The sequence below is a fragment of the Psychroserpens mesophilus genome (assembly GCF_050617655.1).
Taxonomy (GTDB): Bacteria; Bacteroidota; Bacteroidia; order Flavobacteriales; family Flavobacteriaceae; genus Psychroserpens; species Psychroserpens mesophilus_A.
The window spans coordinates 488759-514649 of sequence record NZ_JBODQC010000002.1 but is presented as its reverse complement, the minus strand read 5'-3'; the positions used below and the strand labels follow the sequence as shown (position 1 = coordinate 514649).

The window sequence follows — 25891 nt, the reverse complement described above, 5'->3', positions numbered from 1 at the left end:
GAATAAAAATGTCAGATAACAATTCAAAAACCGAAAAGAAAGCAGGTAAAAACAAAAAAACAGTGTTTTTTGTCAATCTACTTATATTTTTAGTAGCATTAGTTGCCTTGATTTTTGTATTAAAACACTATTTCCATATTGGCGATAAAAACTTTACAAACGATGCACAAGTAGAAGCTTATATCAATCCCATAAACACCAGAGTTTCCGCTTATATTAAAGAAATTCGTTTTGAAGAAAACCAGAGAGTAAAAAAAGGCGATACGTTGGTAATTTTAGATGATAGCGAAATTAAAGCCAAAGTTTTACAAGCTGAAGCTGCTTATTTAAATGCCTTGGCTGGTGAAAAAACAGCAAAATCAACAATTAATACAGTTGCTAACAACACGTCTATTATTGAAGCCAATATTGCTGGTGCTAAATCCAATTTAGAAAATTCTGAAAGAGACTTAAATCGGTTTGCTGCTTTGTTAAAAGATGAAGCGGTAACCCAACAACAATACGATGGTATAAAAACCAAGTACGATGCTGCCAAAGCACAATACAACGCCTTATTAGGACAACGTAAATCGGTAGATTATTCGCTTCGTGAAATGGATGGTAGAATTGAAATGAGCCAAGCAGGAATCAAACAAGCAGAAGCGGCTTTAGACTTGGCAAAACTCAATTTATCTTATACTGTAATTACTGCACCTTACGATGGTTTTATGGGAAGACGTAAAGTAAACGAAGGTCAATTGTTAAACCCTAGTCAGCAAGTAGCCAGTATTGTAACCAATGATAAAAAATGGGTCATTGCTAACTTTAGAGAAACCCAAATGGAAGACATTACAGTTGGAAAAGAATTGACTATCGAAGTAGATGCTTTGGGAGGAAAAGCCTTTAAAGGCAAAGTAAGTTCTATTTCGGCAGCTACAGGCTCTAAATTATCGACCATTCCTGTAGATAATTCTACCGGAAATTTTGTGAAAGTACAGCAACGTATTCCGGTTCGTATTGATTTTACCGAAGATAATTCAGAAGAAGATTTAAACAGTTTACGTGTAGGAATGAATGTAAATATTATCGTAGAATAACCAATGTATAACCAAGGCCTTTTTAAAGATTGGGTACCCAAACCCGCAATGCTATTGCTCATTATTCTATACCTATTTCCGTTATTGGTTGTAGGTGGAATTTATACAGCCAATTTTAGCAATATGATGAGCGATTTGGGTATGTATTCAGAGTATCTCTCATTCGCTAACTATGCATCCTTTATTGGAATGGGTACAGCCTTACCGTATTTGTTACGGTTTAAAATGCGCTTTAGAAGCAAAGAGTTGATGATTACCAGTTTGTCGATGATCGCATTGTGTTCAATAGCCATTATAACCACAGATAGCCCGTATGTTATTATTGCAGCAAACTTTGTCATTGGTTTTTTTAAAATCATTGCAATTATTGAGTTTGTACTTCCGCTATTATTTATTCTAAGTCCAGATGGCGACCGAACCAAATTTTATACAGTATTTTATCCTTTAAGTATTTCAACCGCTCAAATAGGAGGTTATTTCTTTGCAAAAATTGCCTATAACCTACAATGGGAATCGGTCTATTTGGTAATGGCAATTATAATGCTTGTTTTGGTGCTTATCTCGGTTATTTTTATGCACGACTTACGATTTTCAAGAAAACTACCTTTATATCAAATTGATTTATTGAGTATGTTACTTTTTGTAGTGTCCTTTTTCCTATTAACCTATACCTTAGTATTTGCCAAACAACAAGATTGGTTTGCTTCAAGCTATATACAAGCTTCAACCATTGGCTTTATCATCACTATGATTCTTTTTCTATGGCGACAAAAAGGATTAAAACGACCTTATGTTCCGTTAAGTGTTTTTAAAAAGAAAAACTTTATTCAAGGCTTTATTTTATTGATGTGTTTAGGTATGTTTTTAGCTTCGGGTGTTATTCAAAACACCTTTACGGTTGGTATTCTTGGCTATGATTCGCTCACCAACAACCTATTGAATTACGCAATGGTACCAGGAATTATTATAGGGGCTATTTATGCTAGAAAGTGGTATGCAAAAAAATGGCCTACCAAATTTTTAATTATTTCAGGAATGATTTTTTACACCTTACACTTTGTAATGATGTATTTTTTAATCAGTCCAGAAGTTGACATCAACTATTTAATTGTTCCTTCTATATTAAGAGGAATGGGAATGGTCATTCTTTTTATAAGTATTTGGTTTTATACCTTAGATGGTTTTGATATGGCTGAAACCTTAGCAGTGGCATCCTTGTCAATTGTAGTCCGTTCATTGATAAGTGTAGCATTTGCTGGAGCCATTTACTCTTGGTTGTTTTACAAATTACAGTTGCAAGGGTTGGAAAACATAGCACATCATTTAGATGCAGTAAACTTATCACAATTTAGAGGTGGTGGACTGGCAGTATATGGACGTTCGCGAATACAAGCTGTACTTACTGCTTCAAAAGCATTGTATGGTTATTCCATTATTGCAGGAATAATTATAATGCTATTCACCTTGGCAATACGTTTTGAAAACACCTATTACCGAAGATTAATATTAGTACGAAAACTGCTTAAAGGCGAATCGATTAAAGGATATAATTTTAGAGTAAGAAAAAATACCACAGAAACTATAGCCGCTGGAGCAGGTGCTGTCGCGGTTTAAAAAACAGTTAACAATAAATATATTTAATATGAACAGATTAGAAAACAAAGTTGCCATTATTACAGGCGCATCAAGAGGAATGGGCGAAGCCCACGCAAGAGAATTTGTAAATCAAGGAGCTAAAGTCATACTAGCTGATATTAAAGTGGATTTAGGACAAGCTTTAGCAGATGAATTAGGTGATAATGCACTATTTATAAAACTAGATATCACAAAACCTGAAGATTGGAAAAATGCTGTAGAGATTGGAGAAAAAACATTCGGAAACATTAATGTGCTTGTAAATAATGCAGGTATTTTAGGGCCTGTTGCAGGAGTAATGGACTTAAAATACGAAGACTATCTCAAGGTCATCGAGATTAATCAGCATAGTATTTTGCTAGGAATGCAAGCCGTAATACCATCGATGTTAAAAGCAGGTGTAGGGTCTATTATCAATGTATCTTCCATTGCAGGTATTGTAGCTTGTTTTGGCTTTCCAAACGTTGCCTATATGGCAAGTAAATTTGCTATTAGAGGAATGACCAAAGGCGCTGCGTTTGAATACGGACCAAAAAATATACGAGTAAACTCTATGCATCCAGGTTTTGTATTAACGCCAATGATGATTGAAGCTACCGATGAAGATGCCTCTAAAGAAGGTAGAAGCGCCTTAGATGAAATTCCGTTAGGAAGAATTTCAGAAACGAGTGAATTAACAGGAATTGTTGTGTTTTTAGCTTCGGATGAAGCGTCTTTCATTACAGGACAAGAACATATTGTAGATGGTGGTATGACAATACATTAAGAGTATAAACAGATAAATTACAACAAAATATGAACCCAACCATTGGCATTGCATTATCTGGAGGAGGTATTCGAGGAATGGCACATTTAGGTGTGCTTCAATACTTATACGAAATTGGAATACAACCTTCCGTTATTTCAGGAACAAGTGCCGGTTCATTGGCTGGTGTTTTTTTAGCTGCAGGTTATGAACCTAAAGAAATATTAGAAATTGGTAAAGCAGAAAAGTTTTTTAGTCGCTCTAGTCTGGAATTAAAGTCCGCAGGACTGTTTACCCCCAATATTTTTAAACGTATTTTAAACAAATACATTCCTCACGACGATTTTGATCAGTTACTAATACCAATCTTTGTAACAGCAACTAATTTGATAAATGCAGAATTAGTAGTATTTAATAAAGGATCCATTTCAACAGCTGTAAAGGCATCTTGTGCTGTACCTTTGGTATTTGAGCCTGTGCATATTAATGATGCTTATTTATGTGATGGCGGTATTTTAAACAATTTCCCTACAAATTTGATTAAAGGTAAATGCGATAAAATAATAGGTGTTAATGTATCTAATACTCCTAAATCGCCCATTGTAAAATGGAGTTATAAAGCCATCATAGAACGTATAGTTAAAGTTTCTATTAATTATAATGTGGAGGATAAGAAACAACTTTGTGATATTTATATGGAACCGCCAAAAATGGAAACCTATGGTACATTTGATTTTTCAAAAATTGATGAAATTTACAAAGCTGGTTATGAATATGCTAGAGAAAAAAATGATGAACTGTTACGTATACTTAATTAATTTAATTTTTTAAAAATTAAACATATAAGATTTTGCATGAAGACTTTATTACCTTTTTTCTTTTGTTTCTTTAGCAACACAATTGTCTTTTCACAGGAAAACTACCCAAAACCTGAAAAAACAGCGACACGACTTTTTTATATACAACACAGCAATAATCATAATACTTATGTGTATGATGCAAATATGGAAGGAGAATCTATTAATACAAAGAACCCAATAGTTGAGTATCGCATTGTCTATACAGAAGGAGGTGTTAAAAAACCATTAAGTAAAGTGCAAAAAGATTTTGCATACGGAATGAACACAAAAATAATTGCACCGAACCTTATAGAAATGCATTTGGCAGCATCATCAAAATTAAAATTTTATCTAATTCATTATCCTAACCAAAAATCTAAAGTTTATGTAACCATAAATAATCGTAAATTATACTTGGAAAACATTTTTGTTGAACTTGAAGATAGTTCTACTTCCATAAAAACAAAAGCAAAATATGTTCTGTTTTCAGGAAAAGATTTTACTTCTAATGAAAATGCAATAGAGAAATTGATAGTTGAATAACATTTCTGCAATCTTTGATAAATAATTTAAAAATACCCTTGAATTTATTGTTTCACATGAGTTGGTAGCAGTAAAAGAGGGTAGAAACATTAAATAAGTTTAATGAAAATAAAACTATTTGAGTTCAAAAATAAACAGCCTACTAACTAATCTTAACGATCAATTAAGCTTTATAAATTTAGAAATAGACAATGAATCCACACGTTGTGAACGTGCAATTGAAGTCATTTTAAAAACCATCAAAGCATTAAAGATTGTAGTACAAAAAACAAAGTTCAAGACAGATGCTGAAGAAATTAAGTTCTTTAAAGAAATAAAGCCACAATTTACCTCTAAACTCATTTACTATAACACGATTTTTAAAATCGAAATGAAGAAACCAAATGGAGGTAATAGAATAGTAAAAAAATATTACAATAATGAATTAGTTAAGCTAAAAGCATTTTTTGATAATGAGCTAGAGTTTTATAGATATTACCGTTCAAGAAGCACCTATTTAGACCATAAATATTTCCTGCGTAGTAGGTTTGATATTAAGATGTCTTTAGATAGTTACTATTTCGAAGCAGATACAAGTTTCTCAACATCGCACGATTATAAAGTGGCCAAAATATTGGCAAACGATTTAATTCAATTGTATTTAGAAAATAATTTAGTATTAATTGGTAGTAAAGACAATGGCGAAAAATCACAACGCAAACCGAACTTGAAAATGATTTGGACAAGCCCAAAAGTAGCCTTAATTGAGCTGGTTTATGCATTACACACAGAAGGTGTCTTTAATAATGGTGCTGCTGATTTAAAAGATATTGCAGAATATTTTGAACATATTTTTGAAATAGATTTAGGGCAATACCGTCGTACATTCCTTGAAATTAGGACTCGGAAAGCCGATAGAGCAAAATTCCTTACCACATTAAATAAAGGATTACTAAAACGAATGGAAGATACCGATGAAGGGATTTAGGTAAAATCGTTCACAACACAATCCCCGTTGTGAATAAAGCTTACCAATTCACTTCATATTTGCCAAACGAAAGTCAAATCACATTAATAGCTGCTGCCGAGAATGAGAGTTCGAGGCGGTAGCTATTTAACTTAAAACTTTACTATGGCAGCAACAATTATTACTACCGAAGACCTACGAGAATTTAAAGAAGAATTACTGGAAGACATCAAAGCAATCATTAACCATCAATCAGGTTTAGCACCTAAAAAATGGTTGAAATCACCAGAAGTAAGAGACCTTTTAAGCATCTCACCAGGAACATTACAAAATTTGCGTATCAATGGCACACTACCCTACACTAAAGTTGGTGGTGTTATCTATTACGACTACGAAGAAATCCTAAAAGTAATGGAAGAAAACCGTATCCATAATAAGTTTTAATTCCCGAGAAGGCGGGAATCTCATTAATGCTAACTTAAACTGTCACCTTGAGCGCAGTCGAAAAGGTTGTTTCAGTATCTCATAAAAATGAAAAGTAACGTCACTTCGAGTGATTTTGTATCACAAAATTGTATCGAGAAGTCAACTTATGCAAGAAATAAATTATATCAAACACCTTAACGCAGTTTTCAACCAATTCTCAAAAGACAACCGTTTAAATCCAACTCACATAAGCTTATACATAGCCTTATTTCAGTTGTGGAATTTAAACCGATTTTTAGAAGAGTTTTTTATAAACCGTGATGAGGTTATGCAACTGTCTAAAATAGGTTCAAAATCTACTTATCACAGATGCATCAAGGAATTAAACCATTGGAAATATATTGTGTATTTTCCATCTCACAATCCGTATAGAGGCAGTAAAATTAAGATGTTCAAATTTGGGACAAGTACTGGACAAGTAGTGGGACACAACTCTACTCAAATCGAGACAAGCAGTGGACAAGCACTGGTACCTATATATAAACATATACAAACTATAGAAAACATAAACAGTAATAAACAGAAAAATTTAAAAAATTCAGATTTTAACGATTCTGAAGATGATTTAAAACAAAATAGCAGTGTCCCAAATTCGGACAACCTTAAGACAACTAAAAATAAAAACTACAACGAACCTTTATGAAAAATGAGCAACCACATATCATTGTAGAAAAAGGAGTGCAATACAAACTTGGCGAGTTAAAAGACAATTGTATTCAATACGATTTCAAAAGCATACTCATTTACCTCGATGCTAAAGGAGAGTTGCTATTTGGCAAAAACTTCAAAATATATGAAGAAGATGAGGTTGTGTTGTACAAACTTTGCATTTATTTCATTCGTGATTTTGAAGCTTGCGAAAAACAAAATATAGATCCAAATAAAGGCATCCTGTTATCTGGTCCAGTAGGCTGTGGCAAAACCAGTTTAATGAAATTGTTAAGGCATATCGTTCCACATCATAAACCGTATGAAGTTATTCCAGCAAGAAACATAACGTTTGCTTTCAATAACATTGGGTACAAAACTATCCAAGAATATGGCAACAGTAGTTTTTATTGTTTTGATGATTTAGGAGTAGAAACAACCGGAAGGCATTTTGGAAAGGATTGTAATGTAATGGGAGAAATACTTTTATCGCGTTACGATTTATTTCTTCAGCGAAAAATTAGAACCCACGCAACCACAAATCTAAACGCACAAGAATTAGAAGAAAGGTATGGTAATAGAGTACGTTCAAGAATGCGGCAACTCTTCAATTTGATTGCTTTTGATAAAGAAAGTAAGGATAAGAGAATTTGAAAATACTTAAGAATGATTTTTATAGATTTGTTGTTATGTTAAACAAAGAAAATATCAAATCACTTATTGCTTCTGGCGAAGGGTATAATTTAGAATTTAAAAAAAGTATTCCAAGCAAAGTAAAAGAGGTTACCGAAGAAATTTGTGCTTTTGCCAATGCATCAGGAGGTACACTTCTTTTAGGTGTGGACGATAGCAATGTTGTTCAAGGTGTTGTTTTTAATAATACGAAACGTTCTGCACTTCAAAACTCAATAAATGAAATATCACCTGTGTTACATTGTGAAGTTTATACTGTAAATGTTGATGCGAAAGATATTGTAGTTATTGAAATTCCTTCCGGTGACAACAAGCCCTATGTATTATCAGGAGCAATTTATGTCCGTCAAGGTCCAAATTCACAAAAATTGACTACCGTTGAAGAAATGAGAGATTTTTTTCAGCAAGCAGATAAAATTTATTTTGATGAAGCGCCTTGTAAGTCAATTGATATAAGTCAAGATATTCTTGATGATAATATTAACCAATTTAGAGTATTAGCAGGACTGGGTACTACAGTTTCAAATGAACAAGTTTTTAATAATCTTAAACTAATTACAAAAGAAGGGTTCTTAAAAAATGGTGCTGCTTTATTCTTTGCTGAAAACCCTGAACAGTTTTTCGAAAAAGCCGTAATACGTTGTATAGCCTTTGATGGAGTTGACAAGCGTTTTATTGAAGATGATAAAGTAATGACAGGCTCATTATACAATCAATATTTGCAATCAATGTCTTGGTTAAAGAAAAAGTTAGATGTACGTTATGATATTGAAGGATCTGGTTCCAAACCTAGAAAAGAAATTTGGGAAATTCCAGAGACAGTTTTCAAAGAAGCTATAATTAATGCTTTAGCTCATAGGGATTATTACGATAAAGGAGCTCGTATTACTATTGAGATATTTAATGATAGAGTTGAAATATCTAATCCTGGAGGTTTAATTAGTGGTATTCCTAAAAATGAATTTGGTAAAAGGAGTTTAAGTAGAAACCCTTTAGTATTTGGTTTATTTGAAAGAATTAGAATGGTTGAACAAATAGGTTCTGGTATTAGCAGAATGAGAAACCTAATGCTTGAAGCTGATTTAACCGAACCTGAATTTAATACTGAAGGCATATTTACTGTAACCGTTAGAAGATCTTTTGATTTTAATAAGTGGGTAGATAAGTGGGTAGATAATCTCACTGATAATAGAGTTAATATTATTAAAGCTATTCACGAAAACAGTAAAGTTTCTAAAAGAGAACTTGAAGGAAAAATTGGCTTAAGTGCTACTGCTATTGATAATAATCTTGATGCTCTTAAAGATTTAAGCCTTCTAGAAAGAGTTGGTAGTGCAAAAGGAGGCCATTGGAAAATTAATTACATACTTCCTTAAAGTGGGTAGAAAGGTGGGTAGAAAATGTAAACCTACATATTCCTAATTAAATTATTGAGATAAAAGGATTAAGATGGGAAAAGACCGCAATCGAGTAAAGTTTTATTCTAAAAGCGATATGGCTAGTGGACATCAGTTAAAAGAAGCCGAAAAGGTTTTAAATGCTTATAAAGAAGGAAGTAATTACTCAATCAATGATTTTATAGAGTTTTACGAAATTAATGTATACTTTGAGAATGATTTATTCTTATTAAGCTGGTCAGCAAATGAGAAAGAAAACTATACATTAAAAGCATTAATACTTTTAGAAGCTACAAAACAATTTTGGATAAATAGCATCGAAAATAAAAACATATTAAGTTTATTTGAAGAAGTTGATTATGGATTTTATGATTCATTTTGGGCTATAACCAATAAGCTCAATGTTTATAAAAAAATAGACAAACAAGTGTTTGAAGAAATTACTAAAAGTAATCGTTTTAGTATCAGACCACTTTTAAAACAACAAAAGATAGTAAATTTCTTTTCTCAAAAAGTCAGAAACTTTCTCATTAACAATACCATATCAGCAGAAATATTGTTGTCTTATTATGAAGAAGCCAAAGAGCGAGAAAAAGAAATATTATACTTTCCCAATTCTTTAAATGATTTAGATAAAGAAAATTTAATTATAGCTTACATTAATTATCCCGAAGCAAATATAAATTACATCAAACTAATAGAAAATTCAAAAACTGTTAAGCTATCCAATAAAACAAAACTGTTAGCAAAGAAAAAAGCAAAACAGCTAAATGATGAAGCGTTTAAGAATAGTAATGTTTTGAGTCAAGGGGTTGGTGTTTCAATTTCAAAAGACCAAAAAGAACCAAGCAACATTTTTTTTGATAAGGATAATAGGAGATTGATTTATACTTACAGTGAGGATTATCTAAATACCACTAAAAGCTTTATTGGTATTTATAAAAATTTCAATCACTTATTCAATTTCATAAACTTTCAAGGTTGTATTGATTTGGTCTATAAAGAAAGTGAAGTAGATACATTTGAGAAAATATTAATGCGTTCAAAAAACGAGTATCATATTAGTTTTAGCTTTCATAGACAAAGTTTGACTTCTCATCTGCAAATAATATCATACGCCAAGTATCTAGAAAGTCATAATATTTATATAGAGGATTCCTTAAACTATGTTGTTAACGAGTATTTAAATCAAATTTTTCCTGTCAATGGTTTAAGAATAAAGTTTCCAACAAAAGAGACCTCTTATGAAGAAAAGATTAGAAGTTTAGCACCAGAGTTAGAGTTTTTGATAAAGCAGTACCAGTCTTATGTAGAGAACAATAGTATTGATTTTGAACTACTTGAATTTAGTTCTGAACCTCTATATTATAGTAAATTAAAAAGCAAGATTGAACAAAAATATGTATATGGAAAAGGTGATGACTTTTTAAGGCTAAAATATGATTTCTTTTCTGATCAATCTTCACTGTTTTATACAGAAAAATTCAAGAGTAAACACAAAAATTTATACGAGTTATTGACTAAAGAAAATGTTTTATATTCTGATTTTAAGGGCTATCAAACCCCAGAAATTGATTATTTAATTTCAAAGAAAATGCTATCTGTAAATAGCGATGGTTATGTTAAAATTTATAATAAGAATTTAGTTCATATAATAAGTGTTTTACATTATCAAGGCGTATTAAATTATTGGTATTATCCTGAAAATATTAGAAGTGAAGTACTATTGATGAAGGCAAATAATTTGATAGTTTTTGATAATAGCTTATTTACTGAAGAAGAAAGACGGTATTTTAATTATTACTTAAACAAAAAGGAGTTTACAAATGGTTTAGATTTGAGAAACAAGTATCTTCACGGGAGTAATTCTAAATCAGTTGATGAACACGAAAGAGATTACTATATTTTATTGAAGCTATTAATATTGGCAATACATAAAATAAATGAAGATTTAAAATTGGAAAACACAGCAAACCACATCTGATTTTTCCCCCACAAACCAAAACCCAGTTTTCTCGTTCCTCAAAATCCTCTGTCTTTTGGTTTGTTCCGCTTGCCAACGCGCTTGTAGTTTTTGGCTTCCAACGCTCACACAGCACATTGCTTGTTTTGCTTAAAGTGTTATTTATAATCATCGGATAAGCAAAAAAGCAAAGAGCTGTTCCCAACGCTCACACCAAAAACTACCCAAAGCTATGTTTACATAACGGTCTGTTATAATAGCAGCCGCTACACCCACCACATCACCAAAGCTGTAGTTATAACGCCATTATGTAAAATATCGGCTAGCCTATGCCCTCAAATAGGAACTATAATTTAACAGTCGATATTCATGAGCACCTCTAAAACAATAGAAATGATGCGAACTAAATATCCGCTATCCCCACGCTCACATCCGAACTTGAATTGAAGTGTAGAACACACAACTTTGCCACTTTTCCCCACCACCCATTTCAGCTGTGTAGGTTACAGCAATTATTAATGTTTGCCAAGTGTCTGCGGTAGGATGCATTTCATTCGCTCAATCCCTTATCAGGGAATCGCTCTTTTCATTTACCCACCTCAACACCGCGCATAAAAAAAGAGCATTTTTAGAAAATGCCCTTTATTTATCTTTCCAGCCGCTAAACATCAATAATCACTTCCACCTACGGCACTTTGCCCCGAGAAAAGTAATCAACTTTTTAAGCAGTAGGGAAACAAAGAAACTAACAATAGCACCAACAACAGCCAAAACAACGGTAGTAATCAAATCTTCAACACCAATATTAGCTATTGAAGAAAAGAAAGTACCACCAACAATGGCAGATTTGGTGTTATAGTCCATCGTCAACCGCATCAGTTTCTGTGTTTTCATCATCAGTAACTACAGCTTGACTTACTGCGGTGGCCACAGTTCCGGCAACAGTCATATAAGTAGCAATAGTTACCACAATGGCAGGCATCGAAATAGGTGCAGCTATGATGGCACCACCTGCAGTAGCCAAGGCGATACCGATATTGCGTAAAGTTTTAAAGAATTTTGGAGTTGGTTTTTTATAGCGTTCTACAATGTTCATAATTCTGTGATTTAATGGTTAATAAAATTTGTTCTTTTCGGTCTTTAGCTTGATACACCAAAGACAACAGTTTTTGCATAGCATTTTTAGAGTAAATGCCCTTTCCTATGCCACTCAAATACGTTACTGGAGCAATACACCCTTGCAGCTCTTTTAAGGCATCATTGGCAGGATGAAACAAAATGAAACTTCTACCTTTTACATCCTTCAAAATCAAATGATGCTTAAACCTTTTGGAAAATCGTGGTTCAACTTCATAAGTATCTTCAGGAATACAGGAAATGTTTCGTCTATTATTGTTCCAGGGCAATTCGATAGTATGACAAAGGAATCTATCAGAATTAAAGAGAGTACCATTGGTACCCTCTTTAAAATAAGCTCTATGCAGCACTAATTCCATAATTATGGAGTATCTACAATAACAACAGCTAAAGCATTGTAAGCACCGTTCTTAAGTGCATACATTTGTCCGTTTACCTCTTGATAAAACTCAATACCCAACACTTGAACAACATCAACTGTAGAGTTTGCTGTTACTGTTGCTGATAAAGCAATTGCAGCTGTGTCAGCAGCAGAATAAGGTAAAATTGCAGTTTCATCATTTTCAAATGTTGAAGTTTCATTTTCAAAATCTAATTCAGAAGCACCCATAACCATTTTAAAATGTGTAGTTCCCGTTGGAGCTGCAATTCTCAAAGTTGGAGAAAATGGAGCAAGGTCTAAAGTAGCTTCACCTGTAACACGGTCAAATGCATTCACAAATGGAGCAAATAAAGTTGTTCCTAACTTTCCGTTGAGGTTGAACTCAAAACCTGATAATAAGTTAAAATCACCATCAGTTAAAGTTCTCAACCCTCTCTCATTAACGGCATCAGTTTTAATGATAGCCAAGAGATCCTTTGTTAATCGACTTGTTACACGTTTATCTTTAGCATTTTGCAAGAGAATACGAATAGCATTTCGAAGAAGTTTACCACCTTTACCAGCGCGTCCAAATTCAGACCCATTTTCACGCGTTCTTTGAAACGCAGGATCGTTTGCAATACGATTGCCATCAACACCGCCTTTTTCGCGCGCTAAATGGCCATCAGTCGTTTTGTAAAAGGAAATACCACCGATAGTTCCTTTCAGTTTAATAATTCCGGTTTGTCTTGCCATAATAATTCGTTTTTTTGATTAATAGGTCAAATCAACTAACTTTATGGCAGGTTGTAAAAAATGAAATTCCGTTTTTGTACATCCATTCCGATAAGTACAAAAACGTCATTAAAATATTGATAACCCTATCGGGTTGTCAACATTTTAACAACGCATCACCATCACCATCATATAAGAATGAAGTATATTTTAAGTATGGATTAAGTATAGATAGAGTATTATGGCCCCGAATAAACGAGTTTGCATATACCCAAAGGACATTCAGCTTATTACAGGCAGAAGTGAGCGATATGGGCGTAAACTGCTTCAAGACATTAGAAATTACTTTGATAAAGAACCTCATCAATTTGTTACCGTCAAGGAGTTTTCAGAGTATTCTGGTATAGAAATGGAAGAGGTCATTCAGTATATCAAATAGTTACAAATTACTTTCAATCCTCATAAAATTTGTTTAAATTTAGGTTGTATTGTAACATAAAGCGTTTTATATTTGCAACCGCTTTAGAAAAGCAATCACAAGCAAAAAGTTCTTATTAATAGTTGAGTGATTCGGTGAGTGCTAAAAATCTCAACTTTTAAAGTCCTTATAAATAAAGGGAAACGCAGAACGGTCAGTCGTCCTGCCACTCCGACTAATTAATGTAAAATATTCAAAATAATTTAATTTTGAATATTGAGTTACGGGCTCGTAGCTCAGCTGGATAGAGCACCTCCCTTCTAAGGAGGCGGTCATAGGTTCGAATCCTATCGGGCTCACAAAAAGACTTAGCAGAAACGCTAGGTCTTTTTTGTTTTTAATCGATCAATTAGTGTTTTTCGTCGATATTTTGTTTTGAACTGTGTATTTCATCGAATAAACAAAACATTTAAACGATGTTTTTACGCGTTTTTAAAATTATTTAACCTACATTTGCTTTATAATTTTCATTAAACCCCAAACCAATGAAAAACCTACTTAAAGCAATTGCTTACGCAATTGTAGTTTCAACATGTTATAATTGTTCTGTTGAATCAACAGAAAATTCACAAGAAGAATCTTTAGTCCTTCAAGAGCAAATCGCTGCATTAGATGAGCCTGATGAGGTTTGTAGTGGTCAAGATCCACAAGCAGTATTAACTAATAATAGTTTGTTGGCAGCAGATTTTGAAGTGTTTGATCAATTCGGACTTTTAATGACTCATGCATATGGAGTACCAGTAGGTGACACATCAACAGTTTTGTCATTTCCTGATGGAGTTACTACATTTATCGTGAGCACTTCGACTTCTATTAAAGAGATAAGGATTGATATGGGAAACTGTATGATTTATGAAGTTGAAATTGACGAAAACAATCAGCTTGATACCGATGTGCCTAATCAACTTTAGAGCATTTTAGAACTATTTTTTCGTTTAAAACGTTTGTAGTAAAGAAAAGGTAGACATTACCTCCTTCTTTTATTTTAAGTTTTTTTCGAATATTCAGAACTGTTTCAGGAAAGTTTCTGGTTGTAATATTTGCTTTGACAAACTTCTCTTTTTTTATGAGTTGTTTGTTATAGGGAATGATTTTATCTATTATAAACCGTCTTCCAGGAAATGGTATAAGTTCTTCAGATGTATAAAGATGGCTATTGCTATGTAGTTTGTGAACTTTTAGTTTTGATGACACAAGTTTGAAGGCTCCAGATTTATATATAGCGACATTTGGTTCATATAAAAACGAAAGTGGTTTACGGTAAGTTGGATTTGAGTGTTCTTCTTCGCTTAAATCAAAACTGAATTTTTCTTGTTTATCGTTTACAAGGTTAACTGTGCATACTTTGACATTACCTGAATGCTCTTTGTTTAGAATCCATAATAACTCTTTGACTTCATTTTTTACTGAAACAATGTGTATGGATTCCACATGTTTTAATTCCTCTAACCCAATAGTTAAATCTAATAAAGGAGAGGTTTTAATCATAATTTGTTTGGTTTTTGAAAACAGAAAATCTAGATTCTGAGGAATGTTTGGTAAACAGTCTTCAAGAAAGAAAACTTTTCCTTTCTCATCATGCCTTCTTGATGGATCGATATATATCCAATCAAAAGTTTTATCACTATGTTTTAACCATTCTATTCCGTCTGCTGAAACAAAATCGATGGTGTGAGTTTGTAGAACTTCAGCATTATGAGCTACAATGTGAGAAAGTTCTTGATTTATTTCACAGTGAATTACTTTAGAAAATTGTTTTGAAAAGTAGTAAGCGTCAACTCCAAATCCACCAGTAATATCAATAATTTGGTTTCCTGAAATTAATTCAGATTTATATCTCGCAGTGAGTTCAGAAGAGGTTTGTTCAATGTTAAGTTTATTCGGAAAATAGATGCCTTCAGTTTGAAACCATGTTGGTAATTTAGATTTGCTTTTTCGTTTGGCTTCAATGTGTTCAACAATTGCTTTGATGTCTACACCTCGTACATCATTTCCTTTTAAAAGTAGTTTGGTGATGTCTTCACTAAGATGTGAATTAATATACGTTTGAACCTCAGTATGAAAAATGTTGTGATTCAATTTTATTAGAGGTCTTTGGTTAGTTTTTTAACTACTTTATTTTCTGAAAGAAATTCTTTTAGTATAACTTTTATAGAAGTATAAGCTGGTACAGCCACTATCATTCCTACAATTCCGAATAGCAATCCGGCAATAATAATAACTAAAAAAATCTCGAGTGGATGTGACTTTACACTTTTAGAGAAAATAAATGGTTGACTGAAAAAATTGTCTACCAATTGAGCAACTATAAACCCAATCATCACATATATGGTTTTTGGTAAAATCACATCATTAAAATGTTCTCCTAAATTACTGGACATGGTTAATACCAGCATCAATAAACCGCTTATTAATGGTCCTACATAAGGTATTAAATTAAGTAAGGCACATAAAAATGCAATAACTACGGCATTATCAATTCCAAATGCAAGTAGCACAATTGTATAAATGACAAATAGAATAAGAATTTGAAAAATGAGACCGACAAAATACCTCGATAGTAAGTCTTTAATTGATCCTGAGGATTTTTTCCATCGAGATTCTTTAGATTCAGGTACAAACGTTAATATTCCATTTTCAAAAAGGCGACTATCTTTTAGGAAAAAAAACGAGATAAATAATACTGAAAACAGACCAATGATAGATTCTCCCAAACCGCCAATGAACGAGTTTAAAAAATTGGGAAGAATAGAATAATCTAATTTTGAGAGCATTCCAGAGTCTTTTATAGATTGCTCAACATCAACTTTGCTCAAACCAAAATGAGCAGTAATTTCAGAGTAAAGGTTTTCAGCGCTTTGTTGTAACTCATCGATGTCTAAGAGCGATAAATTTTGACCTTGCTCAACAACTAAGGGAATAAACATTCTTATAAGTCCGAGCAGTAAACCAATAAATATAATCATAGTAATGATTACTGCCACAGTATTATTGAACTTGAGTCTACGTCTTAAAAACAATACAAGTGGTCTTCCAACAAGAGAAATCACAGCAGCTATAGCAATGTATACAATTACAGATTGAACTTCGTATAAAAAATAGAGGACCAAACAAATGCCTAAAAGGACAGCGCATGCTCTTAATATGCCGTTTGCAATGATTTTTGAATTCATGATTTAAAGATATAAAAACTGTTACAAGAATTGCTTGGTAATTTCATATAAAGTCACAGATGTTGCATGAACTACATTCATACTACTATTTTGACCATACATTTCTACATGAACAATGTCGTTACACAAATTCAAAACACCTTCAGAAACACCAAAATTCTCATCACCTATAATAAGTGCAATTGGGTGTTTGTTAGAAAACTGATAAGTATTTAGGGGTTTACTTGTTTCGGTTATTTCTAATGCGATAATTTGATAACCTTGGTTCTTATAAGAGCTTATCGTTTCATGACTATTAGTGGAAATTTCGTAATCAACAACCTTTTCGGTAGATCGGGATGTTTTGGTCATTTTACGACCTAAAGGGATATGATTTCCACAGAGGATTAATTTTTCAACTCCAAAGGCATCAGCAGTTCTAAATAAACTACCAACATTAGGTGCGTTTGTTACATTCTCACCAATTAAAGTAATAGGAAATCTTCTTTTTTTAAACGAATTAGAGTAGTGGTCAAGTTGTTTCATGATTACAACTAATTCTCAAACGCATATTTAACAATATTCGCTCCCATTTTAAGAGCTTTTTCTCTAACACCTGGTGGATCATTATGAACCTCTGGATCTTCCCATCCATCACCTAAATCACTTTCAAAAGTAAACAGCAATACCAATCTACTTTCGTGAAACAAACCAAAAGCCTGAGGTCGTTTACCATCGTGTTCATGAATTTTTGGCAAACCCTCAGAAAAAGGATATGCAATATTGAAAATTTCGTGAGTTACAGGTAATTCTATCAAGTCTTGATTTGGAAAGACTTTTTTTAATTCCTTTGTGATATAAGGTTCCATGCCATAATTATCATCAATATGAAGGAAACCACCAGAAATTAAGTAGTTTCTTAAGTTTTCAGCATCTTCATCGCTAAAAAAAACATTGCCATGACCTGTCATGTGAAGCAATGGAAACTGAAAAATGTCTATACTACCAACGTCAACAGTTTCTGGTTTAGGGTTGATTTTGGTATTAATATTGGTATTGCAATAATTAATTAAATTTGGTAAAGCTGTTGGGTTACTGTACCAATCACCTCCACCTTTATATTTAACAATAGCTAAATCTTGGGCATTAGAATTAAAATTAATCATGCCTAACACAACTATAGACAGGTATAAAGTTTTATGAAGCTTTGACATATTTCAAAAATAAAAAATAACTACTATTAATACGCGCTTTTAACTTTAATTAAGGTTTTTTCTAAATGTTTTTCTACGTCTGAAAACAACAGGGTCAAAATGTTTCCATATTTTTTTTATGGCCTCATTGTCTTCTAGTTCTGGAGTGCGGTAGCAGGTTTCAATACCTTTTTCTTTAAATATTTCATAATATTCATTAAAAATTACTGCGTGAACACCCTTGTTTTGATATTCTGGGTGAATTCCTATAAGATAGAAAATAGCATCTTTACTGTTTTTTTTCGCATTCAAAATATGTCTAAATCCAAAAGGAAATAATTTACCATTAGCTTTTTGTAATGCTTTGGAAAACGCTGGCATGACGATCGCAAAACCTATAAGTTTGTCATTTTTATCGACAACAAATTTGATATATTCAGGATTTATAAAGCTTATGAATTTCTTTTTAAAATACGCTTTCTGAATGTCAGTAATCTTTACAAAAGAAGATAGCGAAGCATAACTTTCATTAAATAAATCAAACATTTTGTCTGCATAAGGCATGACGTCTTCCGTTTTTGTAAATTTCAAGGCTTTTAAACTGTAACGACGTTTAATTAATTCTTGGGCTTTTACAAAAAATTCAGGTTTTACATTTTCAAAAGGAAATCTACTTTCGATATATACTTTTTCAACTTGATAGCCTAAAGCTTCATAGTGCTTAACGTAATATGGATGGTTGTACCAGGTAACCATAGGCGCAATAGCATCAAATCCTTCAGTTACAACACCAACTTTATCTAAGTTTGAAAATCCGACAGGACCTTCAATGTAGTCTAAATTATTTGATTTGCCAATGCTTTCAACTTCTTTGAGTAATGCTTTTGAAACCTCTAAATCATCAATAAAATCGAACCAGCCAAAACGCATTTTCTTTTGGTTTTGTCCGTCTACTTCCAACCAATTAATAATGGCAGCAACACGACCTACAATAGCGTTATCCTTATAAGCAAGAAAAAAACGAGCCTCAGCGTCTTGAAAAATAGGATTCTTTTTTTTATTAAATGTTTGTAATTCTTGATTAATAATTGGAGGTACCCAATATTTTGAATCTTTGTAAAGTTTAAAAGGAAACTTAACAAATTGTTTTAAGTCTTTTTTAGAAAGAATTTCTTTAACAGTAATCATAAATACATTAAATTAAAGACTTCCATCGTCATCAAAATCAACATCATTTTTTTTCTTCTTTTTACTTTTTTTGTTTTTGGGTTTTCTTTTGTCAGCATCTTTTTTAGAGTTTCCATTGTCGGTTTCTTTGTCTTTATGGAAATCCAAACGATACGACAATCCAAAATTCACACTAAATACAGAAGGCGTATCTTTTGTGTTTAAGGTTAATGCTGTATCTAACTGAAAGTCTTTGCTCCATAAATAAGCACCACCAAAACGAAATAAATTGTCAGCATAAAAATCACTTTTAATACCTTGAGTTTCAGCAAAAATAACCCATTGTGGATTAAAAGAATGTGTAAGTGTTAATATATATTGAAATTCAGAAAAATCCGTTCCAATTCTATCTTTTATTAAATTCATAATAAAGACCCAACCACCAGAAAAATTATTCTGAGTAGCAATCATAACTTTAGGGCTGAAACCTTCTACGTCGAGAGGTAAATATGGGTTGTTTTTAGTGTCAAAATTTGCACCTGCATATACCGCTACTGCAGGAATCAATGATTTCCATTTAAAAGATCTGTTAGCATGATAACTATATAAGTTTGGTTTTTCTTCTTCAGCATTTTTATAAGGATCATATACGAGATACTTTGCGCCAATAGCGAAGTTTTTAAAATTAGAACGCTTTTCTTCAAAAGCTACAAGACCTCTATTGTCTGTCCAGGTGTCATTTTGATAAATACCTTCTATGTTGAGTTCTAATTCTTCAAAAAGCAATCCATAACGAGCTGCAAAATCAACTCCAAAACCTGATACTTCATATTTCAATGGTGTGTGTTCTTCTTTAATGATGTAAGGCCCGACTTCTAATTGGGCAACATTTGTACCTACAGAAAATGCGCTTCTAGACACTCCAGGTCTGTTAGAATTAATAACTTCGGTGTATTGAGCAAAACCGAATTGAGATACAAAAACGAGTAGTATTGTAAGTGATACTTTGATTAAATTCATAGGCTTCTGATTTAAGTCAAATATAGAGATTTTATATTTTTTTTAAGTATTAATAACTGTTTTTAAATGCTTATAATTGTATTTTTGTTTAAATATCTATTTATGTTACAAACAGCATCATTCGTGGGTTTTTTAAGAACAATTTTAATTATACTCCTGGTATATTACGGTATAAAGATTTTATCACGTCTTTTTGCACCATATCTTGTGCGATATATGTCTAAAAAGATGCAGCAAAAATTTGGTGAGCAGTTTCAACAAGAGCAACAACATCAAAATCCTAAACAAAAGGAAGGTGAAACAGTTATAGATAAAGTACCAAAGCAACATAAAAGTTCAGATAAAAGTGTAGGTGAGTATGTAGATTACGAAGAAATTGAGTAAATTTCGACCTCATTGATAATTTGAATCCATGCCTTTATCTTTCAAAAAAATTCTTCCACACCTATTAGTACTTATTGGTTTTGTGGTTATTTCTTTAGCTTATTTTAGTCCTGTATTGAAAGGAAAGCAAATCTTTCAAAGTGATATTAAGCACTATATTGGGATGGCTCAGCAACAGAAAGATTTTAGAGCTCAAACGGGAGAAGAAACCTATTGGACCAACAGTGCATTTGGAGGCATGCCAACCTATCAATTAGGTGCAAAATATCCACATAATTATATTAAAAAACTGGATTTGTCACTTCGGTTTTTGCCAAGACCTGCAGACTATCTATTTCTTTATTTTTTAGGATTTTATGTGCTTCTTGTTATATTAAAGGTTGAATATAAACTGGCTGCATTAGGAGCCTTGGCTTTTGGCTTTTCAACTTATCTCATTATCATACTTGGTGTAGGTCATAATAGTAAAGCTCATGCCATAGCTTACATGCCTTTGGTGCTTAGTGGAATTGTGCTCACATTCCGTAAAAAATACATTTTAGGATTCTTATTAACAACGGTTGCACTAGGACTTGAAATATGTGCCAACCATTTTCAGATGACTTACTATTTAATGTTGCTGGTTATCGTTTTAGGAATCGCATACCTTATCGATGCCTACAGAAAAAAGCGATTACCTCATTTTTTTAAATCGGTTGGTATATTGGTCGTTGCAGCCATACTTTCTGTGGCTTTGAATGCCACTAACGTTTTAGCAACTCAAGAATATGTAAAAGAAAGCACACGTGGTAAAAGTGAATTAACAATTAATCCGGATGGTTCTCCAAGAGAAGTGACTTCTGGCTTGAGTAGAGATTATATAACGGAATATAGTTACGGACTTCTAGAAACGTTTAATTTATACATTCCCAGATTTTTAGGAGGTGGAAGTGGTGAAGATGTCGGTAAAGATTCTGCATCTTATAAATTTTACACCAACATTGGTGCAAGTCCGATTGAAGCCTTAAACGAAGTTAAACACACACCAACATATTGGGGAAATCAAACCATTGTTGAAGCACCAGCTTATGTTGGAGCAGTAGTTTTGTTTCTTTTTGTGTTTGCTTTATTTTTAGTAAAAGGCAGATTGAAATGGTGGTTAGTTGGAGGAAGCTTATTATCCTTAATTTTATCGTATGGAGATAGCGAGCCTTTTGCTTTTATAACCAACTTTTTTATCGACTATGTGCCACTGTACAATAAATTTAGAGCAGTAAGTTCTATTCAGGTCGTATTGGAACTTTGTATTCCTGTTCTGGCTATTTTCGGATTGTCACGCTTGTTTAATCAATACGAAAAAGACGAAAACAAGTTAAAAGCTTTAAAGTTTTCTGCCTTAATAGCAGGAGGATTAGCTTTAGTATTCTTAGTATTTAAAGGTGCTTTCGATTTTGTAGGAGCAAACGATGGCTACTACAGACAAGTTTACGGGCAATATGGTGAAGCGTTTGTTGAGGCTTTACGAGAAGACCGAAAATCTTTTTTTACTCAAGATACGCTACGTACACTTATTTTAGTGTTACTATCTGCCGGAACAATTTTTATGTTTTTAAGAAAGAAACTTTCTGAAACTTTAGTGGTTGTTGTGTTTGCTGGATTAATACTATTCGATTTGGTTGGTGTTGACCGACGTTATGTCAATAACGATAATTTTGTTTCAGGTATTGAAGTCACGAAGCCTTATCAACCTAATGCTGCAGATAAAGAAATAATAAAAGATAAAGCGCATTTTCGTGTTCTAGATTTATCTACAGAAGGCAGCAGAGCTCCAGCAAGAGCTGCATATTTTCATAATTCATTAAGTGGATATCATGCAGCTAAAATGAAACGTTTTGACGAATTATATGATTTTCATATTGCCAGAAATAATATGAATGTCTTGAACATGCTCAATACCAAATATATTATTGCTGAAGAAGAAGGTCAGGTATTCCCTTATACTAATGAAGATGCCAATGGTAATGCTTGGTTTATTAGTGATTTAGAGAAAGTAAATTCAGCTAATGAAGAAATACAAAAATTAGATAGTTTAAATACAAATGTTAAAGCCATTACAACGTCTGAAGTTTTAAACACAAAACAATATAAGGTAGACTCTACAGCTAGCATCACGCTTACAGAACACAAACCAAATTATTTAAAATATAAATCTTCCAATCAAGAAGAAGGCTTTGCTGTATTCTCTGAAATGTATTATGGTCAAGGTTGGCATTCCTTTTTAGACGGACAAGAAGTGCCTCATCAACGTGTGAATTATGTTTTAAGAGGCATGGAAATTCCTTCTGGAGCGCATACAATTGAATTTAAGTTTGAGCCTCAAGTGGTAAACACTGGAAGTAGTATTGCTTTGGCAAGTTCTATAATGTTTGCATTATTATTGCTTGGAGGATTGTTTTTTGAGTTTAAAAGCAAAACCAATGAAAGTGCATAAAAAAGCACTCATCATCACATACTATTGGCCACCTGCAGGAGGTCCAGGTGTTCAGCGTTGGTTAAAATTTGTAAAATACCTTCCAGAGTATGGTATTGAGCCTATTGTATATTGTCCAGAAAACCCAAGTTATCCAATTACAGATGAGAGTTTGAAAGGTGAGATTTCTGAAGATACCACAATCTTAAAACAACCCATAAAAGAACCTTATCGCTTAGCAAATCTGTTATCTAAAAAGAGCTCAAAGCAGATTAGTTCGGGTGTTATTCCTAAGGATAAAAAACAAACATTAATCCAAAAACTACTGCTTTATGTTCGAGGTAATTTTTTTATTCCTGACGCCAGAAAAAACTGGATTAAACCTTCTGTATCTTTTCTTTCTGAATACATCACAAAGCATGAAATTGAGACCATAATCACTACTGGTCCACCACATAGTTTGCACCTTATCGGACTTCAATTAAAATTGAAACATGATATGAAGTGGTTTGCAGATTTTAGAGATCCCTGGACTACAATTGGTTACCATAAACAGTTGAAATTGACAAAGTCTTCCGCAGAAAAACATAAAAAGTTAGAATCAAAAGTCCTTCAAACTGCAGATCAAATCATCGTTACCAGTTCTAATACTAAAAAAGAATTTGCCTTAAAAACGAAACAACCGATTGCTGTCATAACTAATGGTTATGATTCACATCATATACAGCGACCAGAGAAGGATTCAAAATTTACTATAGCGCATATTGGTTCGTTATTATCAGAACGTAATCCGGAACAATTGTGGGAAGCATTAGGTGAATTAGTAGAGGAAAACACGTCGTTTTCAGAAGCATTTCAATTACAACTTATAGGTGTTGTAAGCGATGCTATTTTGCAAACGCTTCAGCAATATGGATTAACTAATCATGTGCAATTCTTAGGTTATGTATCACATGAGAGCGCAATAAAAGCTCAAATGAGTTCTCGATTGCTATTATTGATTGAAATCGATTCTGAAGATACTAAAGTGATTATTCCTGGAAAATTATTTGAATATATGGTTTCAGATACACCAATATTAGCTGTTGGGCCCAATGATTCTGATGTTGAAACCATATTGAAGTCAACCAATACAGGTCGGTATTTTTACTACGATGAAAAGCAAGCTATGAAATCTCAGATTTTGTCGTACTTTGAGGCTTATAAAAATAATTCATTATCTGTACATGCTGTTGGATTGCAACAATATAGTAGAAAAGTATTAACCAAATCACTTGCTGATTTGCTTAAGAATTAAGTTTAAGTTTTCAGAATTTTAAATTTATGGGAATAGTCATTAACCAGTCGTTTAAAAACACAATAACCACATATCTTGGTTTTGGACTTGGTGCAATTAACACACTATTTCTCTACACCGAATTTATGAGCGATACCTATTATGGTTTGGTGGCTTATATCTTATCTACAGCAAATATCATGATGCCTTTAATGGCTTTTGGTGTGCATAACACATTGATTAAATTTTATTCAACATTCAGGTCTAAGAATTCTTTAAATAGTTTTATGACTTTAATGTTATTTATGCCTTTAGTGATAAGTATTCCAATTGGTATCATAGGTTATTTGAGTTATGATACAATTGCTAATTGGTTAACACAAAAAAATGAGATTGTTGAAGATTACCTCTGGTATATATTCATAACAGCATTGGCAATGGCATATTTTGAAGTCTTTTTTGCTTGGGTAAAAGTGCAAATGAAAACGGTATTTGGAAATTTTATGAAAGAGGTATTTCATAGAGTAGGTGTGATGACGCTATTGTTTGCTTTATATTTTAATTGGATTAATGTAGAACAGTTCCTAATTGGTTTAGTGGGTGTTTACGTTTTAAGAATGTTACTCATGCTAATCAATGCCTTTTATATCAGACTTCCTGTATTTCGATTCTATAAAATTGACAAATTAAGCGCTATATTAAAATATTCAAGTTTAATAATTATTGCAGGTTCTATAGCAACTATGATTTTAGATATTGATAAATTTATGTTGAATAATTATATTGAAATTGAAAAAGTTGCTTATTATAGTGTTGCTACGTTTATTGCAACAGTCATTGCAGTCCCTCAACGAGCAATGCATCAAATTTTGATGCCTTTAACTGCTAAACTTATTAACGATAAGAATAAAGGCGAACTTAGTGATTTATACGAACGAAGTTCACTCACTCTATATATTATTGGTGGCTTTATTTTTTTATTAATTGTTCTAAATATTAATGAACTTTACAACATTATTCCAAAAGAGTTTTCTGGTGGGATTACAGTTGTTTTTTTAATAAGTATTGCCAAATTATACGATAACCTCTTAGGAAATAACAATGCCATATTATTTAATAGTGATTATTATAGAATGGTTCTTGTTTTTGGAGTTATACTTGCTATAAGTGCTGTTTTGCTTAATATTATTTTGATTCCTTTGTATGGTATTGATGGATCGGCTTTAGCGACATTAATGGCAGTTTTATTCTACAACTCAATAAAAGTTATTTTTGTTAAAATAAAGTTTAATATGTTGCCATTTACTGCTCAGACTTTGAAAATTTCAATTTTGATAATAATTTGCGTTCTGGCGTTTTATTTTTGGGAGTTTCCGTTTAATGCTTACCTCAATATTGTTTTAAAATCTGCCTTAATAGGTATAGTATATGCATTACTGATTTACAAACTTGATGTTTCAGAAGATATTTCGAACATGTTCAATAATTACTTCAGATTGAAAAAATAAGTATTTTGGGAGTATCAATAAATGGGAAAATCCCACAAGGTGCTTTGAGGCATACTCTTA

General features: G+C 32.5%; 26 protein-coding genes and 1 tRNA gene. 18 read left to right on the top strand and 9 right to left on the bottom strand.

Features of this window, described 5'->3' with window-relative positions; all coding sequences use genetic code 11:
- Nucleotides 1–8: 8 nt before the first annotated feature.
- From ACRHNM_RS06615 to ACRHNM_RS06565, 11 genes are all read left to right on the top strand, one after another.
- Nucleotides 9–1076 carry an HlyD family secretion protein gene (locus ACRHNM_RS06615; RefSeq protein ID WP_431134904.1) on the top strand — a complete coding sequence of 356 codons (1068 nt, stop codon included), beginning with the start codon at nucleotides 9–11 and terminating at the stop codon, nucleotides 1074–1076.
- Between the two features lie 48 nt (nucleotides 1077–1124).
- Nucleotides 1125–2690 (top strand): MFS transporter, encoded by a 1566-nt coding sequence (locus ACRHNM_RS06610; protein ID WP_431134902.1) that lies wholly within the window; start codon nucleotides 1125–1127, stop codon nucleotides 2688–2690.
- 28 nt (nucleotides 2691–2718) lie between these two features.
- Complete coding sequence (locus tag ACRHNM_RS06605) at nucleotides 2719–3477, top strand: SDR family NAD(P)-dependent oxidoreductase (protein WP_431134900.1); 759 nt, start codon at nucleotides 2719–2721, stop codon at nucleotides 3475–3477.
- Nucleotides 3478–3506: 29 nt separating this feature from the next.
- A complete protein-coding gene (locus ACRHNM_RS06600; protein WP_431134899.1) occupies nucleotides 3507–4274 on the top strand; it encodes a patatin-like phospholipase family protein in 768 nt (255 codons plus the stop codon).
- A 36-nt stretch (nucleotides 4275–4310) separates the two neighbouring features.
- On the top strand, nucleotides 4311–4838 hold the full coding sequence (locus tag ACRHNM_RS06595; protein WP_431134897.1) for a DUF4833 domain-containing protein: 528 nt from the start codon (nucleotides 4311–4313) through the stop codon (nucleotides 4836–4838).
- Nucleotides 4839–4956: 118 nt separating this feature from the next.
- Complete coding sequence (locus ACRHNM_RS06590) at nucleotides 4957–5805, top strand: RteC domain-containing protein (protein WP_431134895.1); 849 nt, start codon at nucleotides 4957–4959, stop codon at nucleotides 5803–5805.
- A 144-nt stretch (nucleotides 5806–5949) separates the two neighbouring features.
- Nucleotides 5950–6228: a helix-turn-helix domain-containing protein gene (locus ACRHNM_RS06585; protein WP_431134893.1), complete on the top strand. Its 279-nt coding sequence runs from the start codon at nucleotides 5950–5952 to the stop codon at nucleotides 6226–6228.
- 148 nt (nucleotides 6229–6376) lie between these two features.
- A complete protein-coding gene (locus ACRHNM_RS06580) occupies nucleotides 6377–6913 on the top strand; it encodes a hypothetical protein (RefSeq protein ID WP_431134891.1) in 537 nt (178 codons plus the stop codon).
- Nucleotides 6910–7572 carry an ATPase gene (locus tag ACRHNM_RS06575; protein ID WP_431134889.1) on the top strand — a complete coding sequence of 221 codons (663 nt, stop codon included), beginning with the start codon at nucleotides 6910–6912 and terminating at the stop codon, nucleotides 7570–7572. Before ACRHNM_RS06580 ends, ACRHNM_RS06575 begins: the two co-directional genes overlap by 4 nt.
- 35 nt (nucleotides 7573–7607) lie before the next feature.
- Nucleotides 7608–8987, top strand: coding sequence for an RNA-binding domain-containing protein (locus tag ACRHNM_RS06570; protein WP_431134887.1), 1380 nt, complete (start codon nucleotides 7608–7610; stop codon nucleotides 8985–8987).
- A 73-nt stretch (nucleotides 8988–9060) separates the two neighbouring features.
- Entirely contained in the window at nucleotides 9061–10992 is a 1932-nt protein-coding gene (locus ACRHNM_RS06565) for a hypothetical protein (RefSeq protein WP_431134886.1), read from the top strand.
- 832 nt (nucleotides 10993–11824) lie between these two features.
- On the opposite strand, the gene ACRHNM_RS06560 is transcribed toward ACRHNM_RS06565, so the two are convergent.
- The 3 genes from ACRHNM_RS06560 to ACRHNM_RS06550 are packed head-to-tail and all read right to left on the bottom strand — an operon-like array spanning nucleotide 11825 to nucleotide 13225.
- Nucleotides 11825–12067, bottom strand: coding sequence for a hypothetical protein (locus tag ACRHNM_RS06560; protein ID WP_431134884.1), 243 nt, complete (start codon nucleotides 12065–12067; stop codon nucleotides 11825–11827).
- Nucleotides 12045–12467, bottom strand: coding sequence for a DUF5675 family protein (locus ACRHNM_RS06555; protein WP_431134882.1), 423 nt, complete (start codon nucleotides 12465–12467; stop codon nucleotides 12045–12047). Before ACRHNM_RS06555 ends, ACRHNM_RS06560 begins: the two co-directional genes overlap by 23 nt.
- A 2-nt stretch (nucleotides 12468–12469) precedes the next feature.
- Entirely contained in the window at nucleotides 12470–13225 is a 756-nt protein-coding gene (locus ACRHNM_RS06550) for a hypothetical protein (RefSeq protein ID WP_431134880.1), read from the bottom strand.
- Nucleotides 13226–13445: 220 nt separating this feature from the next.
- On the opposite strand from ACRHNM_RS06550, the gene ACRHNM_RS06545 reads away from it, so the two are divergent.
- The 3 genes from ACRHNM_RS06545 to ACRHNM_RS06535 all read left to right on the top strand — a co-directional run bounded on the left by ACRHNM_RS06545 (nucleotide 13446) and on the right by ACRHNM_RS06535 (nucleotide 14593).
- Entirely contained in the window at nucleotides 13446–13643 is a 198-nt protein-coding gene (locus ACRHNM_RS06545; RefSeq protein ID WP_337901322.1) for a hypothetical protein, read from the top strand.
- A gap of 264 nt (nucleotides 13644–13907) precedes the next feature.
- Nucleotides 13908–13981, top strand: a tRNA-Arg gene (locus tag ACRHNM_RS06540).
- Nucleotides 13982–14167: 186 nt separating this feature from the next.
- The gene (locus tag ACRHNM_RS06535; RefSeq protein WP_431134878.1) at nucleotides 14168–14593 is read left to right on the top strand and encodes a hypothetical protein; all 426 of its coding nucleotides are present in this window, start codon (nucleotides 14168–14170) and stop codon (nucleotides 14591–14593) included.
- On the opposite strand, the gene ACRHNM_RS06530 is transcribed toward ACRHNM_RS06535, so the two are convergent.
- The 6 genes from ACRHNM_RS06530 to ACRHNM_RS06505 all read right to left on the bottom strand — a co-directional run bounded on the left by ACRHNM_RS06530 (nucleotide 14580) and on the right by ACRHNM_RS06505 (nucleotide 20214).
- Nucleotides 14580–15761 (bottom strand): THUMP-like domain-containing protein, encoded by a 1182-nt coding sequence (locus tag ACRHNM_RS06530; protein ID WP_431134876.1) that lies wholly within the window; start codon nucleotides 15759–15761, stop codon nucleotides 14580–14582. The two genes, ACRHNM_RS06535 and ACRHNM_RS06530, sit on opposite strands and share 14 nt — an antisense overlap.
- Before the next feature lie 5 nt (nucleotides 15762–15766).
- Nucleotides 15767–16855: an AI-2E family transporter gene (locus tag ACRHNM_RS06525; RefSeq protein WP_431134874.1), complete on the bottom strand. Its 1089-nt coding sequence runs from the start codon at nucleotides 16853–16855 to the stop codon at nucleotides 15767–15769.
- A 21-nt stretch (nucleotides 16856–16876) separates the two neighbouring features.
- Complete coding sequence (locus ACRHNM_RS06520; protein ID WP_431134873.1) at nucleotides 16877–17380, bottom strand: TrmH family RNA methyltransferase; 504 nt, start codon at nucleotides 17378–17380, stop codon at nucleotides 16877–16879.
- An 8-nt stretch (nucleotides 17381–17388) separates the two neighbouring features.
- Nucleotides 17389–18000, bottom strand: a complete 612-nt coding sequence (locus ACRHNM_RS06515) for a DUF4159 domain-containing protein (RefSeq protein ID WP_431134953.1) — start codon at nucleotides 17998–18000, stop codon at nucleotides 17389–17391.
- A 93-nt stretch (nucleotides 18001–18093) separates the two neighbouring features.
- On the bottom strand, nucleotides 18094–19215 hold the full coding sequence (locus ACRHNM_RS06510) for a GTP cyclohydrolase (RefSeq protein WP_431134872.1): 1122 nt from the start codon (nucleotides 19213–19215) through the stop codon (nucleotides 18094–18096).
- A 12-nt stretch (nucleotides 19216–19227) separates the two neighbouring features.
- Entirely contained in the window at nucleotides 19228–20214 is a 987-nt protein-coding gene (locus tag ACRHNM_RS06505; protein ID WP_431134870.1) for a transporter, read from the bottom strand.
- A gap of 102 nt (nucleotides 20215–20316) precedes the next feature.
- On the opposite strand from ACRHNM_RS06505, the gene ACRHNM_RS06500 reads away from it, so the two are divergent.
- From ACRHNM_RS06500 to ACRHNM_RS06485, 4 genes are read left to right on the top strand one after another with little or no spacing between them, the layout of a single operon-like run.
- Nucleotides 20317–20598: a DUF4834 family protein gene (locus ACRHNM_RS06500; protein ID WP_431134868.1), complete on the top strand. Its 282-nt coding sequence runs from the start codon at nucleotides 20317–20319 to the stop codon at nucleotides 20596–20598.
- A gap of 28 nt (nucleotides 20599–20626) precedes the next feature.
- On the top strand, nucleotides 20627–23068 hold the full coding sequence (locus tag ACRHNM_RS06495) for a YfhO family protein (protein WP_431134866.1): 2442 nt from the start codon (nucleotides 20627–20629) through the stop codon (nucleotides 23066–23068).
- Nucleotides 23055–24344: a glycosyltransferase family 4 protein gene (locus ACRHNM_RS06490; RefSeq protein WP_431134865.1), complete on the top strand. Its 1290-nt coding sequence runs from the start codon at nucleotides 23055–23057 to the stop codon at nucleotides 24342–24344. Before ACRHNM_RS06495 ends, ACRHNM_RS06490 begins: the two co-directional genes overlap by 14 nt.
- 26 nt (nucleotides 24345–24370) lie before the next feature.
- Nucleotides 24371–25831: a polysaccharide biosynthesis C-terminal domain-containing protein gene (locus tag ACRHNM_RS06485; protein ID WP_431134863.1), complete on the top strand. Its 1461-nt coding sequence runs from the start codon at nucleotides 24371–24373 to the stop codon at nucleotides 25829–25831.
- Nucleotides 25832–25891 lie beyond the last annotated feature (60 nt).

Excerpts from the sequence above, each read along its gene's own strand:
- ACRHNM_RS06585 (WP_431134893.1), top strand. The coding sequence starts at position 5,950 with ATGGCAGCAACAATTATTACTACCGAAGACCTACGAGAATTTAAAGAA.
- ACRHNM_RS06485 (WP_431134863.1), top strand. The coding sequence starts at position 24,371 with ATGGGAATAGTCATTAACCAGTCGTTTAAAAACACAATAACCACATAT.
- ACRHNM_RS06545 (WP_337901322.1), top strand. The coding sequence starts at position 13,446 with ATGGCCCCGAATAAACGAGTTTGCATATACCCAAAGGACATTCAGCTT.
- ACRHNM_RS06605 (WP_431134900.1), top strand. The coding sequence starts at position 2,719 with ATGAACAGATTAGAAAACAAAGTTGCCATTATTACAGGCGCATCAAGA.
- ACRHNM_RS06600 (WP_431134899.1), top strand. The coding sequence starts at position 3,507 with ATGAACCCAACCATTGGCATTGCATTATCTGGAGGAGGTATTCGAGGA.
- ACRHNM_RS06575 (WP_431134889.1), top strand. The coding sequence starts at position 6,910 with ATGAAAAATGAGCAACCACATATCATTGTAGAAAAAGGAGTGCAATAC.
- ACRHNM_RS06555 (WP_431134882.1), bottom strand. The coding sequence starts at position 12,467 with ATGGAATTAGTGCTGCATAGAGCTTATTTTAAAGAGGGTACCAATGGT.
- ACRHNM_RS06615 (WP_431134904.1), top strand. The coding sequence starts at position 9 with ATGTCAGATAACAATTCAAAAACCGAAAAGAAAGCAGGTAAAAACAAA.
- ACRHNM_RS06515 (WP_431134953.1), bottom strand. The coding sequence starts at position 18,000 with ATGATTAATTTTAATTCTAATGCCCAAGATTTAGCTATTGTTAAATAT.
- ACRHNM_RS06510 (WP_431134872.1), bottom strand. The coding sequence starts at position 19,215 with ATGATTACTGTTAAAGAAATTCTTTCTAAAAAAGACTTAAAACAATTT.
- ACRHNM_RS06595 (WP_431134897.1), top strand. The coding sequence starts at position 4,311 with ATGAAGACTTTATTACCTTTTTTCTTTTGTTTCTTTAGCAACACAATT.
- ACRHNM_RS06610 (WP_431134902.1), top strand. The coding sequence starts at position 1,125 with ATGCTATTGCTCATTATTCTATACCTATTTCCGTTATTGGTTGTAGGT.
- ACRHNM_RS06560 (WP_431134884.1), bottom strand. The coding sequence starts at position 12,067 with ATGAACATTGTAGAACGCTATAAAAAACCAACTCCAAAATTCTTTAAA.
- ACRHNM_RS06580 (WP_431134891.1), top strand. The coding sequence starts at position 6,377 with ATGCAAGAAATAAATTATATCAAACACCTTAACGCAGTTTTCAACCAA.
- ACRHNM_RS06525 (WP_431134874.1), bottom strand. The coding sequence starts at position 16,855 with ATGAATTCAAAAATCATTGCAAACGGCATATTAAGAGCATGCGCTGTC.
- ACRHNM_RS06520 (WP_431134873.1), bottom strand. The coding sequence starts at position 17,380 with ATGAAACAACTTGACCACTACTCTAATTCGTTTAAAAAAAGAAGATTT.
- ACRHNM_RS06490 (WP_431134865.1), top strand. The coding sequence starts at position 23,055 with ATGAAAGTGCATAAAAAAGCACTCATCATCACATACTATTGGCCACCT.
- ACRHNM_RS06500 (WP_431134868.1), top strand. The coding sequence starts at position 20,317 with ATGTTACAAACAGCATCATTCGTGGGTTTTTTAAGAACAATTTTAATT.
- ACRHNM_RS06570 (WP_431134887.1), top strand. The coding sequence starts at position 7,608 with ATGTTAAACAAAGAAAATATCAAATCACTTATTGCTTCTGGCGAAGGG.
- ACRHNM_RS06505 (WP_431134870.1), bottom strand. The coding sequence starts at position 20,214 with ATGAATTTAATCAAAGTATCACTTACAATACTACTCGTTTTTGTATCT.
- ACRHNM_RS06565 (WP_431134886.1), top strand. The coding sequence starts at position 9,061 with ATGGGAAAAGACCGCAATCGAGTAAAGTTTTATTCTAAAAGCGATATG.
- ACRHNM_RS06550 (WP_431134880.1), bottom strand. The coding sequence starts at position 13,225 with ATGGCAAGACAAACCGGAATTATTAAACTGAAAGGAACTATCGGTGGT.
- ACRHNM_RS06535 (WP_431134878.1), top strand. The coding sequence starts at position 14,168 with ATGAAAAACCTACTTAAAGCAATTGCTTACGCAATTGTAGTTTCAACA.
- ACRHNM_RS06495 (WP_431134866.1), top strand. The coding sequence starts at position 20,627 with ATGCCTTTATCTTTCAAAAAAATTCTTCCACACCTATTAGTACTTATT.